This is a genomic window from Streptomyces sp. NPDC032822 (genome assembly GCF_055578825.1).
The window spans coordinates 430,858-443,954 of record NZ_JBVIOL010000002.1 but is presented as its reverse complement, the minus strand read 5'-3'; the positions used below and the strand labels follow the sequence as shown (position 1 = coordinate 443,954).

Below are 13,097 nucleotides of genomic sequence, written 5' to 3'. Positions count from 1 at the left end.
AACCTTAGGAGCTTTCCCCATGTTCGACTCCGTGCGCGACGACCTCCGCACCACCCTCGACGAGATCCGCGCCGCCGGCCTGCACAAGCCGGAGCGCGTGATCGGCGGTCCGCAGTCCGCGACGGTGAGCGTCACCGCGGGCGGATGCCCCGGCGAGGTGCTCAACTTCTGTGCCAACAACTACCTCGGCCTCGCCGACCACCCCGAGGTGGTCGCCGCCGCCCACGAGGCCCTGGACCGCTGGGGCTACGGAATGGCGTCCGTGCGCTTCATCTGCGGCACGCAGGAGGTGCACAAGGAGCTGGAGGCGCGGCTGTCCGCGTTCCTCGGGCAGGAGGACACCATCCTGTACTCCTCCTGCTTCGACGCCAACGGCGGTGTCTTCGAGACGCTGCTCGGCGAGCAGGACGCGGTGATCTCCGACGCCCTGAACCACGCGTCGATCATCGACGGCATCCGCCTCTCCAAGGCCCGCCGCTTCCGCTACGCCAACCGTGATCTCGCGGACCTGGAAAGGCAGTTGAAGGAGGCGCAGTCCGCCCGGCGCCGGCTGATCGTCACCGACGGCGTCTTCTCCATGGACGGCTATGTGGTACCGCTCGCCGAGATCTGCGAGCTCGCCGACCGCTACGACGCCATGGTCATGGTCGACGACTCCCACGCCGTCGGCTTCGTCGGACCCGGCGGCCGTGGCACCCCCGAGCTGCACGGCGTCATGGACCGTGTCGACATCGTCACCGGCACCCTCGGCAAGGCGCTCGGCGGCGCCTCCGGCGGCTATGTCGCCGCCCGCGCCGAGATCGTCGCGCTCCTGCGCCAGCGCTCCCGCCCCTACCTCTTCTCCAACACCCTCGCCCCGGTGATCGCCGCCGCCTCGCTGAAGGTGCTCGACCTGCTGGAGTCGGCGGACGACCTGCGGATCCGGCTGGCCGAGAACACGGCCCTGTTCCGTCGCCGGATGACCGCGGAGGGCTTCGACGTCCTGCCCGGCGACCACGCCATCGCGCCGGTGATGATCGGCGACGCGGCCCGGGCGGCCCGGCTGGCCGAGCTGCTCCTGGAACGCGGCGTGTACGTGATCGGCTTCTCCTACCCGGTGGTGCCGCAGGGGAAGGCCCGGATCCGCGTCCAGCTCTCCGCCGCGCACTCGACCGGGGACGTGAACCGGGCGGTCGACGCCTTCGTGGCGGCCCGCGCCGAACTCGGGGACTGAGCGGCCCGGACAAATTGCGATAATCGATCTCATGATCGAAGCGCGGCGGCTCCACATCCTCCGTGCGGTGGCCGACCACCGCACGGTCACCGCGGCAGCCGCCGCGCTGTACCTCACCCCCTCGGCGGTCTCCCAGCAGCTGACCGCCCTGGAGCAGGAGACCGGCCACCGCCTGGTCGAGCGCGGCGCCAAGGGGGTACGGCTGACCCCGGCCGGCGAGATCCTGCTCAGCCACACCAACGTGGTCCTCGCCCAGCTGGAGCGGGCCGAGGCCGAGCTCGCCGCGTACGACTCGGGGGCCGCCGGCACCGTCAGCGTGGCGTCCTTCGCGACCGGTATCGCCCAGGTCGTGGCGCCCGCGCTGGCCCGCCTCGCCGAGTCGGCGCCCGGCATCCGTGTCCGCGTCCAGGACGCGGAGGGGGACGCCAGTCTGCCGATGGTCCTCGACCGGCAGGTCGATGTCGCCGTGGCCGTCGAGTACCGCGGGGCGCCTCCCGCGGACGACCCGCGGCTGACCCATGTGCCGCTCTACGCCGAGCCGTTCGACGCGGTAGTCCCGGTCGGTCACCGTCTCGCCGACGCCGCCGAGGTGCCCCTCGCCGACCTGGCCAAGGACCCGTGGATCGGCCCCTACCCCGGCAACCCCTGCCATGAGGTGGTCGTCCTCGCCTGTGAGAGCGCCGGCTTCCGGCCCCGACTCGAACACTCCTCGGACGACTTCCGCGCGGTGGTGGCTCTCGCCTCGGCCGACGCGGGCGTCGCCCTGGTCCCGCGCTCGGCGCTGCGCGGCATGGATCTCACCGGTGTGGTGGTCCGTCCGGTCGACGGGGTGGCGCCGACCCGTCGGGTGTTCGCGGCCGTGCGCCGGGGCGCGGAGGGGCATCCGCTGATCCGGCCGGTGCTGGAGGCGTTGGGGCGCGCGGGGCGGTCGTAGCTCACCGAGGGCGGGCAGCGGTTCACGGCGCCGACGGTGGCTCAGGGAGCCGGCCCACAGCGCGTCCCGTATCGGGGATAGGATCCCGGATGTGAAACGCGAAGTGAGTGAGCGGACGTCCGCCCCGGACCCCGGCGGCGCCCGGCTCGACGCCCGCCTCGGTGTCCGGCTCGCCGAGCTGAGGGCCGAACGCGGCTGGTCGCTGGGGGAGTTGGCGGAGCGCAGTGGGGTGAGCAAGTCGACGCTGTCCCGCGCCGAGCGGGCGGAGACCAGCCCCACCGCAGCACTGCTCAACCGGCTGTGCGGTGTCTACGGGCGGACCATGTCCCAGCTGCTCAGCGAGGTCGAGACGGAACCGGCGCTGCTGGTCAGGGCCGCCGACCAGGCGGTGTGGGAGGACCGGACCGCCGGATTCGTACGACGGTCCGTGTCGCCGCCGCACGCCGGTCTGCGCGGCGAACTCGTGGAGGGACGGCTCGCCCCCGGCGCCGACATCGCCTACGACCGGCCGCCGGTGCCCGGCCTGGAGCAGCACCTCTGGGTCCTCGACGGAGCACTCGACGTGACGGCCCAGGACGTCGGGTACCACCTCGACGCCGGGGACTGCCTGCGGCTGCGGGTGTGGGGGCCGACCCGGTTCCGGTGCACCGGAACCGAGCGGGCCCGGTACGTGCTGGCGGTGGTGCTGCCGTGATCGTGCGCCGACTGGACGGAACCCAAGTGCCGGACCGTGTCGAGGGGTTGGCGGCCCTGCTGGTCGACACCGTGGCCGCCGGGGCCTCGATCGGCTTCCTCGCTCCCCTCGACCGTGCCGCGGCCGTCGCCTGGTGGCAGGAGCGGGCCGCCGGTGTGACCGCCGGGCGACTCGGCCTCTGGATCGCACAGGACGACGGCCGGACGCTCGGCACCGTCGGCCTGGCCTTCCCCGACAAGCCCAACAGCCGCCATCGCGCCGAACTGGTCAAGCTGATGGTGCACCCGGACGCCCGAGGACGGGGCCTCGGCCGCAGGCTGCTGGCGACCGCCGAGGAGGCAGCCGCCGAGGCCGGCGTCACCCTCCTGCACCTCGACACCGAGACCGACAGCCCCGCCGAGCGCCTCTACACGGCCGCCGGGTGGACGCGGGCCGGCGTGATCCCCGACTACGCGGCGGACCCGGCCGGGGTACTGCGGCCGACGACGCTCTACTACAAGCGCGCGGGGACCGTCGCGGAGTGCGAAGCCGGGGCTCTCACCAGGTGATTGTCAGTGGGACCCACTACGGTGCCTGTCATGCCGGACGCCGAAGACGTACACCGAATCGCCTTGTCCCTCCCGGACACGACGGAGAAGATCGCCTGGAACATGCCCACGTTCCGGGTCGCGGGAAAGATGTTCGCCACCCTGCCCGAGGACGAGACGTCCCTCGCCGTGCGCTGCCCCAAGGAGGAGCGCGACGAGCTGGTGCTGGCCGAACCGGACAAGTTCTGGATCGCCGACCACGAGGCGGGGTTCGCCTGGGTGCGGGCCCGCATCGCCGCCCTGGAGGACGAGGACGAACTGCGTGCCGTCCTCGCCGACTCCTGGCGTCAGGCGGCACCGCCCCGACTGCTCGACGCCCACCCGGAGTTGGGGCTGCCGCCCGGGGAGTGACACCCCTCGGCCGTCGTCAGTGCCGTGTGCCGTGCTCCCCGGCGGGTGCGAGGACCGGGTGGGCCGGTCGGCGGAAAGAGGCGCCGGTCGCGTGTCCACGGGCCGCCAGGAACCCGCCGATCCGCTCCCGCAGCGACCGGGCGTCCAGCCCGTGTGCGGCGACATGCTCCTCTACCCGGCCGTAGCGCCGCAGCTCACGGCGGCCCACACCGAGCCCCAGCACCCGGTGGGGTACGTCGGCGAGGGCGTCGTTCGCCGCCGCGGTCGACGTGCCGGCCAGGTAGGGCTCGACGAGCACGACGTCGGTCCCGGCCGCCTCCGTGGCCCGGCGCAGGGCGGGCGCGTCGAAGGGCCGTACGGTCGTCGCGTACAGCACGGTCACGTCCAGGTCCGCCACGCCGTCCAGTACCGCGTCCAGCACGGGCCCGACGGCGAGCACCACGCCCGAGCGCCCTTCGCGGACGGTGCGGAAGCGCTCGCCGTCGACCGGGAGCGGCTCCCGGTTGGCCTGCGCGGACAGCCGTACGTACACCTTGTCGTCACCCGCGGCGACCGCGTGCCGCAGCAGGGTCTCGGCCTCGTCCGGATGTCCCGGCACGTGCACGGTCCACCCGTCGAGGGTGTCGAGCAGGGCCACGTCCCCGGGAGCCATGTGGGTGTACCCGCCGGCGGGCCAGTCGAAGGAGGCGGCGGCGCTCACCAGCACCGCCCCCGCGTCCTGGTGGCCGAGGTCCAGCTTGACCTGCTCGAACGGCCGCTCCACGAGGAAGCTCGCGAAGGTGTGCACGACGGGCCGCAGCCCGGTCAGGGCCATCCCGGCCGCGGCACCGACGAGGAGCTGCTCGCGGATGCCGACGTTGACCACCCGGTCGGGGTGGCGCCGCGCCGCCCCGGCGAAGCCGTCGGCGCCGATCTCGGCGAGGACGACCGCGACCCGCGGATCCTCGTCGAGCAGCCGCGAGACGACAGGGGCGAAACGGTCACGCATGGTGTCCATGGAGTTCTGGCCTTTCCGGAGGGGTGGGGGCGGGGAGGGCGGTCAGGCGGACTTCGGCTCCACCCGGGCCACGACCACGTGGGGCCTGCCCGGGTGCGGGGCGGTGAACGCGGCGTACAGCGCGTCGTGGTCACGGCCGTCGACCGTGACGGTCGACCAGCCGGCGGCCTCGAAGCGGGCGGCGATGCCGCCGGGCCGGGCGTGACGGGCGGAGGAGTTGTCGATCACCACGGTGTGCAGCCGCTCCAGCCCGGCCGGCCCGGCGAAGGCGATGGCCTCGTGATTGCTGCCCTCGTCCAGCTCGGCGTCCCCGACCAGCACCCACACCCGGGGCGCGGTGAGGCCCTGCGCGCGCAGCCCCAGTGCCGTGCCCACGGCGATCGGCAGCCCGTGCCCCAGCGACCCGCTGCCGATCTCGGCGCCCGGCACGAGTACACGGTCGGGGTGGTGGCCGAGCGGCGAGTCGTACGAGCCGAAGCCCGGCAGCCACTCCACGGGAACGAAACCCTTGGCGGCCAGCACCGCGTAGTACGCCATCGGCCCGTGCCCCTTGGACAGCAGGAAGCGGTCCCGCCCGGGATCGTCCGGCCGCCCGGGCCCGATCCGCAGCACCCGGTCGTAGAGGACCCACAGCGCGTCCAGCGTGGACGTCGCCGCCGGCCCGTGCTTCTCGTCGCCCGTCATCAGCCCCATGAGCGGGGGCAGATCGTCGTATCCGTACGTCCCGCCGCGTTCCTCGGTGATCGTCATGTCGACGATCGTGCAACCTCAAGCGCGATCGAGGTCAAGGGCGGCCCCGGAGAAACGGGTGCGCGACCACGGACCCGAGTGCGGTATTGTTTCCCTGCACGCTCGGCCAGGGGAAACCCCAGGTCAGACGGGCATCGGGACGTGGCGCAGCTTGGTAGCGCACTTGACTGGGGGTCAAGGGGTCGCAGGTTCAAATCCTGTCGTCCCGACCAGCGTTTTGCAGGTCGGAAGCCGTTCTCTCATCTATGGGAGGGCGGCTTTTTCGTGTTCCTTGAGGGTGCGCCGGACAGCACACACCACAGCGGTGGGCGTCGTACTGACGACGCCCACCGCTGTGGTACTCGGACTCAGCCGGGACTCAGCTGCACTTACGTCCGGTGTTGATGCACTGGACCGCCTTGTTCATCACCTTCGGGTCGAAGACGTTGATGAAGTCACCGTGGTCGGTGACCGGCTTGTGCTGCTGCTCGGGGAAGCTGTCCAGCGAGAAGAACGGACGGCTCTTGCCGTTGTTCTTCACGCTGGGAGCGGCCACGTCGTACACCAGACGCTGCACCAGCTGCGGAATGGCCTTGAAACCGGCCGGGCAGTTGCCGGCCGCGTCCGCGAAGGCCACATGCGTACGGTGGTTGGCGCTGTCGATGTTCCGGCCGTCCCAGCAGCTCTGGAACTTGAAGGTGCGCACCACGGCACTGCCCGACGGGCAGAGCGGATACTTGTCCTTCAACTGCACCTTGTTCTCGAAGCCGGTGCAGCTCCAGGAGGCGTTGGCGTTGGCCGTGCCGTTGACGAACGCCTTCGCGTCACCGGTGATGATGCGCAGGAACTTGGGCATCGCCACCACCTTGCCGCGGGGGCTGCCCACGAAGTCCAGGGTGGCCTTCTTGGCCGTCAGGATCCGGCCCGTGTTGCCCTCGGCGCCACCGCCCTGCTTGTCGGCGTCGAACTCCTTCGTGCCGTCCTGCACACGCAGCACCGGCCAGTAGTAGGACGACTTGTCGCCCTTGTTCTGGCAGCTGGTCCCGGCCTTGGCGAAGTCCTGGTCGCTGGAGAAGGCGTCGTTGTCCTGGTTGCCGACGTAGTCGTGCACGTGGTGTGCGCCGTTGGTGACACCGGGCGCGACGATGACGTTGTCGCTGTTGTACAGCTTGTTGGCGTTCACCCCGCACTTGCTGACGAAGACACCCTTGGAAGCCTTCGCCGACTTGGCCGGCGTACGGACGTTGGCCTTCACCTTGGTGATGTCCACGAAGTCGGCGGCGACGGGGCCGTTGGCGGCCACTCCGGCATTCGTGTTGTTGCCACCCTGGCCGGCGGTGGGCTGACCGGTGGCGGGCTGACCGGTGGCGGGCGGGTTGCCGGTCGCGCGCAGGGTGCAGGCGGCCAGAGAGTCGAGGCCCTGCGGCTTGGCCGCCACCCGGCCGATGGCGGTGGCGATCCGGTCGATCGTCGCCTTCCGCTTGTCCTTCAGCGGCCCCACGATCGCGTTCTGGGCGAAGTTGGGGTCCTGTGCGATCGCCCTCTGGGAGGTGGAAAGGCGCTGGTATGCCTCGGAGATCTGCTTGTCGAGGAGTGCCAGTTCCTTGTCGACCTGGGCCTTCGCCTGGGCGGGCACGGACGTCAACTGCTGGCCTACGTCAGGGCAGTCGATGGTGGAGCCCGCCGCCGCGAACACCTGGTTCTGGGCGGAGCCCTTCGGCGCGCCGGATTCGTCGGCCGAGGCGTAGATGTTGACCGCCACCAGTCCGCCGGCCCCGATGGCCAGTGCGGCCGCCGCGCCTACCGCCCGGCGGGCAGTCGTCGATCTTTTTCGCGTGTTGCGTCTCATCGGGCCTCTCAAGGACATCTCCGGAGCCGGTAGGACTTCCGGCATGGGTGAAGCGCGTCCTTAGATACGAATGTGCGCGCGGAATGCTCAGTGAATCCTCAGGTTCGTAGGTTCCTCCAGCTCGCAAACGGTGTATGAGGGGGCAATCCGGTCCGGTTCCGTGCCTCTCGTCCGTGCGTGGGCCGGGATCGGCGCGGCGAATGGCCATCCGGAAGCCCTTCGGCCGTCACCGGGGCCCGGCACAATCCCGCACATGACGATCACCACGCCGGTGCGGCCCGCCCTCAACCGCCCGGCCGCCCTGGCGCGGGGCCTCGTGACCGGTGCCGTGAGTGGTGTGTCGCTGGCCGCCTTCGCCGTCGGCTGTGTCGTCGAGAGCGTGCCGCTGTGCGTCATGGGCCTGGCGCTGCCAGTGGCCCACGGACTGCTCCTCTTCCTCGCGGGGGCGCCAAGGCGCGCGCGGGAGGCGGCTGTTGTGCCCCGGACGGCTCTCGCGATGATCGAGAGCCTGCGGGCCGTCGGCGGCGAAACGGGCGACATACCGGTGCGGTTCGATCTCACGGTCGCACCGGACGACGGGCCCGCGTACCGTGTCGCGATCACGCGGTCCGTCAATCTCGCCGATCTCTCCACCTACCGGCCGCGCGGCATCCTCGTGGTCCAGTACCCGCCGGACCGCCCGTGGAAGGTCCGTGTCGTCGAACGGCCCACCCCACCATGGGAGAACCGGGCCGCCGAGGCCCGCCTCGACTCGGCACCCGGGCCGGCCATGGAGAGCGATCCCCCCGAAGGCGGTGCGTTCGCCCTCGCCGCCCTCCTCGGCCTGCTGGCCGGTGCGGCCGTCGTGATCCTGCTGTTCCGGGCGGACCTGTTCGCCGGGGGGAGCGGGGAGAGCCGGGGGAGTGCCGGGCGGTCGTCCTCCTCGTCCTCCTCGTCGTCCACCACGGTCTCCTCCGAGACCGGCACGGTGACCGTCGGCCCGGGCCGGTCGCTGCTGGACCAGGGCGAGTTGAGCCGTGCCGTCGACTCGCTCATCCAGGGCAGGGACACCCAGGGCAGGAGCGCGCACCAGGCCCTCACCGTCGTCGTGCGGGAGCGGCTGATGTCGGTGGTGTTCGCCCCCGGCGGTGACCCGGCCCCGCACTTCGACCCGCGTTCCCTGCCCTACGCGCGCTTCCCCGCCCTCGTCGAGGAGGCGGAGAACCGGCTCGGCGTCCGCTCCCCGCAGACCTGGCGCCTCACCGCAGGCCGCCGTGCCGGGTCCCTCGTCATCAGGGTCGACGTGACCGGCCCCGACGGCACGGGCTCCCTGGAGGCGGACGGACAGGGAAAGGTGGTGCGGCGCGTCCCCGCTCGCTGACAGGGGTCATCCGCCGCCGTCGAGATCGTCGCGCCGACGCAGGATCCGCAGCTCGTCACCGCGGATCTCCATCTCGTACAGCTTCCCCCGGGCGTTCTCGAAGGGGCGGTGCAGGATCATCATCAGTTGTCCGTCGAAGGTGTCGAACAGCATGCCGTGACCGCTGTCCTCGTGGACGAGGGGCCGCCGCTGCTGCCAAGGCCCTTCGATGTCACCGGACTTGGAGACGGCGTACGTCTGCACATAGCCGCCGCCGAGGGTGCCGTCCGCCTCGGGCACGTTCTTCTCGTACGTCGACCACAGCATGAGCAGCGAGCCCTCGGCCGTGCGGTGCAGCTGCGGGCCGTCGGTGACGTAGGGCGGGATCTGGTGCGGCAGGCCCGCGGGAATCCGCTCGCCGATCCAGAACGCGTCCGACCCCTTGAAGAGGAAGACCGGGTCGCCGACCGGCCGGGACAGGTCGTCGGCCAGCCGGATGGCCTCCATGGTGCCGTCGATGGTCTGCAGCCACTCGTGCGCGTACACCATCCAGGGCTGCCCGGACGGGTCGACGTAGAGGGTTCCGTCGAGGGTCATCAACTGCTCGGGCGGAGTGGGGCGGGAGGCGTCGACGACGGTGAACGGGCCCAGCAGGGAGTCCGATACGGCGGTGATCGTGCCGCGCCGGTGGTTCGGGACGTGGAACGGCGTACCCAGAGGGCCGGACGGCGGCACCGGAAGCGGCTCGTTCTCGTCGTGCAGCGTGGTGAACAGGTAGTACCTGCCGGCCCAGGCGTGCACCTCCGGTGCCCATCCGCCGTCCGCCGCCCAGAGGTTCCGCTGTGCGGCGGCCAGGAAGACCACGACGGGGCGGGTCCAGTCGCGCAGGTCGTGGCTGCGGTAGACCATCGTGCCGACGCCGTCCGTGCCGGACACGGACGGGTCGTTGGACGTGTACAGGTGGTAGGTGCGGGTCCGGTCGTCGGCGACGACGAACGGATCGTGCAGCGGCATGTCGGGAAGCCGCATCGGCTCGTTCTCGGGCACGTCGTTCTCGGTCACGCCCGAAAGGCTACGCAGGGCGCGGACCCGGCACGTCGAGCGGGTGTGCCGCCTTCTTCGGGCCGGTGCCCGGGGCCGAGCCGGCCGGGAGGAGCCGGACACCCGGCGGTCGTCGACGTCCGGCCGCGCGAGCGGCGCGACGCGCGTGCCGTGGTGCCGCGGGCCGTCGAGCACAGGGGACGCCTGCCGGACCGTGACAGCCGGCGTGTCGGGACCGTCCCGCTGCGGCACCGGCGGGGACCGGGCCGGCGCTCAGGTCTCCTCGGGAGCCGTCACGCCCTCGACGACCCGGCGCAGGAAGCCGGCCGCGGTGCCGCCGTCACAGACACGGTGGTCGAAGGTCAGCGACAGGGTGACCACCTTGCGTACCTCGACGCGGCCGTCCACCGCCCAGGGCCGGTCGGTGACGCGGCCCACGCCGACCATCGCGGCCTGCGGATGGTTGAGGATCGGGGTGGCGCCGTCGACGTCGAAGACGCCGTAGTTGTTCAGGGTGAACGTGCCGCCGGTGCGGTGCCGCGCCGGAAGCGTGTCGTGCCGCGCGAGGCCGGTCAGCCGGCGCAGTTCGGCGGCGAGGCCGTCGGCGGAGAGGCGGTCGGCGTCCCGGACGACCGGCACGACCAGGCCGTGCGCGGTCTGCGCGGCGAAGCCGAGGTGCACGCCGGGCAGCCGGACGACCTCCCCGCGGTCGGTGTCGACGCGGGCGTTGAGCTCCGGGAACGTGGCGAGCGCGGCCAGACAGGCGCGGGCGAGCAGCGCGAGCAGGCCCGTCCCGAGGCGGTCGCGGGCCGTGAGCAGCCCGGTGGCGTCGGCGTCGGCCCAGATGGTCACGGCCGGGGTGTCGCGATGACCGCGCAGGAACTTCTCGGCGGTGGGGCCGAGGGGGGTCCGCAGGCCGGTCGTCGCGGTCGGGGGTTCCGGGACGGCGGGTGCCAGGCCGCCGGGTTCCGCGTTGGCACGTTCCGCGTCGGTGGATTCCGGCGTACGGGACCATCGGTGCGCCGTGCCGGTGCCGTATCCGGTGAGTACGGCCCCGGAATCGTCCGCGCTGTCGGCCCCGCCCTCCCGCCCGCTCTCCGGCTTGTTCCCCGGCTCCGCCACGGTCAGCAGTGGCGCCCCCACCCGGACGACGTCCCCGTCGCCGCAGTGCAGGGCCGTCACCGTCCCGGTGAACGGACTCGGCAGTGTCACCACGGACTTGGCCGTCTCCACCTCCGCGACGACCTGGTCGTGCGTGACGGTGTCGCCCACGGCGACCTTCCACTCCAGCAGTTCGGCGTCCGCGAGCCCTTCGCCCAGATCCGGCAGACAGAAGGTCGAAGCGGGCGCGACGACCGCGACCGCTTCCGCACGGTCGGGCGCGGGACGCCGGAGCCCGGTCGGCACCAGGCGCCGTAGCCCCTCCAACACCCGTTCGACGCCCGGCAGATGGGCGCCCTCCAGCAGCGGCGGCGGATACGGGATGTCGAAGCCGGTGACCCGCAGCACCGGTGCGCGCAGCGCGTCGAAGCACCGCTCCTGCACCCGGGCCGCTATCTCGGCGCCGACCCCGGCGAAGCCCTGCGCCTCGTGCACGACGAGACAGCGGCCGGTCCGCCGCACCGACGCGGTGAGCGTACGGTCGTCCAGCGGGACGAGGGTGCGCAGGTCGAGCACCTCGACGTCCAGGCCGTCGGCCGCCGCCGCGTCGGCCGCCTCCAGGGCCACCGCCACCGACGGACCGTACGCCACCACGGTCGCGTCCCCGCCGCCGCGGCGGATCGCGGCGGTCCCGAACGGCTCGGTGCGGACGGGGAGTTCGAGGTCCTCCTTCGTCCAGTACCGGCGCTTGGGCTCCAGGAAGACCACCGGGTCCGGGTCCTCGATCGCCTCGCGCAGCAGCGAGTAGGCGTCGGCGGCCGTCGCCGGGGTCACCACCTTCAGGCCCGCGGTGTGCGCGTAGTACGCCTCGCTGGAGTCGCTGTGGTGCTCGACGCCGCCGATGCCGCCGCCGTAGGGGATGCGGACGACCAGCGGCAGCGCGAGGGCGCCTCGGGTGCGGTTGCGCGTCTTGGCCATGTGGGAGGCGATCTGCTCGAACGCCGGGTAGGCGAAGGCGTCGAACTGCATCTCCACCACCGGCCGCCAGCCGGCCATCGCCATACCGATCGCGAGGCCCGCGATGCCGGCCTCGGAGACCGGGGTGTCGAAGCAGCGCCGGGCGCCGAACGTGTCCGCCAGCCCGTCGGTGACCCGGAAGACGCCGCCGAGGCGGCCCACGTCCTCGCCGAAGACGACGACCCGTTCGTCCGCGCCGAGCGCGTCCCGCAGAGCGGTGTTGAGGGCCTGCGCCATCGCTGTGCCGACCGTCATGTCAGCGTCCCTTCCGCTCGGTTCGCTCGGTCCGCCGTGTGGACGCGGCCCCCTCGGCCGACAGCGCGGCTCGTTGCTCGGCCAGCTGCGGGGTCGGTGTGCTGAACACGTGGTCGAAGAGGGCCGAGGAATCCGGTTCGGGTGCCACGGCGATCCGTTCGCGGACGTCGGCGGCGTACGCCTCCGCCTCGTCGGCCGCGGCCCCGACGTCGGCGTCGGTGAGCAGGCCGCGCTCGCGCAGCGCCGCCTCCAGCCGGGCGATCGGGTCGCGGCCCCGCCAGTGCTCGGCCTCCTCGGCCGGGCGGTAGCGGGACGGGTCGTCGGCGCTGGTGTGCGGGCCGACGCGATAGGTGTGCGCCTCGACCAGCCACGGTCCGCCGCCCGTCCGCGCGTCCTCGACCGCGGTGGTCAGCACGGCCAGTACGGCCGCGGCGTCGTTGCCGTCGACCTGCTCGGCGCGGACGCCGTAGCCGACTCCCTTGTACGCCAGGCTCGGTGCCGCGCACTGCTCGGACAGCGGGACCGAGATGGCGTACCCGTTGTTCTGCACGAGGAAGACCACCGGCGCCCGCAGGACACCGGCCAGGTTGACGGCCTCGTGGAAGTCGCCCTCGCTGGTGGCTCCGTCGCCGACCAGTGCGAGCGCGACCGTGTCCGCTCCCTTGAGCCGCTCGCCGTGGGCCAGCCCGGTGGCGTGCGCGGCATGGGTGGCCAGCGGTGTGCACTGGGGTGCGGTGTGGTGCCGCCGCGGGTCGTAGCCGCAGTGCGCGTCGCCGCGCAGCAGCGTCAGCGCCTCCACCGGGTCGATGCCGCGGCTGATCAGGGCGACGCAGTCGCGGTAGGTGGGGAACAGCCAGTCGGTGTCGCGCAGGACGAGTGCGGCGGCCACCTGGCAGGCCTCCTGGCCGAGGCTGGAGGGGTGGACGGCGAGCCGGCCCTGCCGGGCGAGGGCCGTCGCCTGCTCGTCGAAGCGGCGGCCGAGGACCATCT

At 72.5% G+C, this 13,097-nt stretch carries 12 protein-coding genes and 1 tRNA gene; 7 read left to right on the top strand and 6 right to left on the bottom strand.

Annotation, left to right across the window (positions count from 1 at the left end):
• Positions 1-19 precede the first annotated feature (19 nt).
• From ACZ5VD_RS07620 to ACZ5VD_RS07600, 5 genes are all read left to right on the top strand, one after another.
• Complete coding sequence (locus ACZ5VD_RS07620) at positions 20-1,213, top strand: glycine C-acetyltransferase (protein ID WP_468681354.1); 1,194 nt, start codon at positions 20-22, stop codon at positions 1,211-1,213.
• A 31-nt stretch (positions 1,214-1,244) separates the two neighbouring features.
• A complete protein-coding gene (locus ACZ5VD_RS07615; RefSeq protein WP_468681352.1) occupies positions 1,245-2,147 on the top strand; it encodes a LysR family transcriptional regulator in 903 nt (300 codons plus the stop codon).
• 91 nt (positions 2,148-2,238) lie between these two features.
• A complete protein-coding gene (locus tag ACZ5VD_RS07610) occupies positions 2,239-2,841 on the top strand; it encodes a helix-turn-helix domain-containing protein (protein WP_468550886.1) in 603 nt (200 codons plus the stop codon).
• Positions 2,838-3,389 carry a GNAT family N-acetyltransferase gene (locus ACZ5VD_RS07605; protein ID WP_468681350.1) on the top strand — a complete coding sequence of 184 codons (552 nt, stop codon included), beginning with the start codon at positions 2,838-2,840 and terminating at the stop codon, positions 3,387-3,389. Before ACZ5VD_RS07610 ends, ACZ5VD_RS07605 begins: the two co-directional genes overlap by 4 nt.
• 30 nt (positions 3,390-3,419) lie before the next feature.
• The gene (locus ACZ5VD_RS07600) at positions 3,420-3,779 is read left to right on the top strand and encodes an MmcQ/YjbR family DNA-binding protein (RefSeq protein ID WP_468550884.1); all 360 of its coding nucleotides are present in this window, start codon (positions 3,420-3,422) and stop codon (positions 3,777-3,779) included.
• 16 nt (positions 3,780-3,795) lie between these two features.
• Here the strand turns inward: ACZ5VD_RS07600 and ACZ5VD_RS07595 are convergent, their stop codons facing one another.
• The gene (locus ACZ5VD_RS07595) at positions 3,796-4,776 is read right to left on the bottom strand and encodes a transketolase family protein (RefSeq protein WP_468681348.1); all 981 of its coding nucleotides are present in this window, start codon (positions 4,774-4,776) and stop codon (positions 3,796-3,798) included.
• 42 nt (positions 4,777-4,818) lie between these two features.
• A complete protein-coding gene (locus ACZ5VD_RS07590; protein WP_468681346.1) occupies positions 4,819-5,526 on the bottom strand; it encodes a transketolase in 708 nt (235 codons plus the stop codon).
• A gap of 135 nt (positions 5,527-5,661) precedes the next feature.
• On the opposite strand from ACZ5VD_RS07590, the gene ACZ5VD_RS07585 reads away from it, so the two are divergent.
• Positions 5,662-5,738 (top strand) — tRNA-Pro (locus ACZ5VD_RS07585).
• Positions 5,739-5,884: 146 nt separating this feature from the next.
• Here the strand turns inward: ACZ5VD_RS07585 and ACZ5VD_RS07580 are convergent.
• Positions 5,885-7,354: a DUF1996 domain-containing protein gene (locus ACZ5VD_RS07580; protein ID WP_468548328.1), complete on the bottom strand. Its 1,470-nt coding sequence runs from the start codon at positions 7,352-7,354 to the stop codon at positions 5,885-5,887.
• Positions 7,355-7,607: 253 nt separating this feature from the next.
• Here ACZ5VD_RS07580 and ACZ5VD_RS07575 point away from each other — a divergent pair, with 253 nt between their 5' ends.
• Positions 7,608-8,714 carry a hypothetical protein gene (locus ACZ5VD_RS07575; protein ID WP_468681344.1) on the top strand — a complete coding sequence of 369 codons (1,107 nt, stop codon included), beginning with the start codon at positions 7,608-7,610 and terminating at the stop codon, positions 8,712-8,714.
• Between the two features lie 6 nt (positions 8,715-8,720).
• On the opposite strand, the gene ACZ5VD_RS07570 is transcribed toward ACZ5VD_RS07575, so the two are convergent.
• The 3 genes from ACZ5VD_RS07570 to ACZ5VD_RS07560 all read right to left on the bottom strand — a co-directional run bounded on the left by ACZ5VD_RS07570 (position 8,721) and on the right by ACZ5VD_RS07560 (position 13,095).
• A complete protein-coding gene (locus tag ACZ5VD_RS07570) occupies positions 8,721-9,722 on the bottom strand; it encodes a glycoside hydrolase family 43 protein (RefSeq protein WP_468548757.1) in 1,002 nt (333 codons plus the stop codon).
• A gap of 285 nt (positions 9,723-10,007) precedes the next feature.
• Entirely contained in the window at positions 10,008-12,107 is a 2,100-nt protein-coding gene (locus ACZ5VD_RS07565; protein ID WP_468548330.1) for a 2-oxo acid dehydrogenase subunit E2, read from the bottom strand.
• Between the two features lies 1 nt (position 12,108).
• The gene (locus ACZ5VD_RS07560) at positions 12,109-13,095 is read right to left on the bottom strand and encodes a thiamine pyrophosphate-dependent enzyme (RefSeq protein WP_468548758.1); all 987 of its coding nucleotides are present in this window, start codon (positions 13,093-13,095) and stop codon (positions 12,109-12,111) included.
• Positions 13,096-13,097 lie beyond the last annotated feature (2 nt).

What these genes read in the sequence shown, in the direction of transcription:
- ACZ5VD_RS07575 (WP_468681344.1), top strand. Translation starts at nt 7,608, where the DNA reads ATGACGATCACCACGCCGGTGCGGCCCGCCCTCAACCGCCCGGCCGCC.
- ACZ5VD_RS07595 (WP_468681348.1), bottom strand. Translation starts at nt 4,776, where the DNA reads ATGGACACCATGCGTGACCGTTTCGCCCCTGTCGTCTCGCGGCTGCTC.
- ACZ5VD_RS07590 (WP_468681346.1), bottom strand. Translation starts at nt 5,526, where the DNA reads ATGACGATCACCGAGGAACGCGGCGGGACGTACGGATACGACGATCTG.
- ACZ5VD_RS07570 (WP_468548757.1), bottom strand. Translation starts at nt 9,722, where the DNA reads ATGCGGCTTCCCGACATGCCGCTGCACGATCCGTTCGTCGTCGCCGAC.
- ACZ5VD_RS07565 (WP_468548330.1), bottom strand. Translation starts at nt 12,107, where the DNA reads ATGACGGTCGGCACAGCGATGGCGCAGGCCCTCAACACCGCTCTGCGG.
- ACZ5VD_RS07615 (WP_468681352.1), top strand. Translation starts at nt 1,245, where the DNA reads ATGATCGAAGCGCGGCGGCTCCACATCCTCCGTGCGGTGGCCGACCAC.
- ACZ5VD_RS07580 (WP_468548328.1), bottom strand. Translation starts at nt 7,354, where the DNA reads ATGAGACGCAACACGCGAAAAAGATCGACGACTGCCCGCCGGGCGGTA.
- ACZ5VD_RS07600 (WP_468550884.1), top strand. Translation starts at nt 3,420, where the DNA reads ATGCCGGACGCCGAAGACGTACACCGAATCGCCTTGTCCCTCCCGGAC.
- ACZ5VD_RS07620 (WP_468681354.1), top strand. Translation starts at nt 20, where the DNA reads ATGTTCGACTCCGTGCGCGACGACCTCCGCACCACCCTCGACGAGATC.
- ACZ5VD_RS07560 (WP_468548758.1), bottom strand. Translation starts at nt 13,095, where the DNA reads ATGGTCCTCGGCCGCCGCTTCGACGAGCAGGCGACGGCCCTCGCCCGG.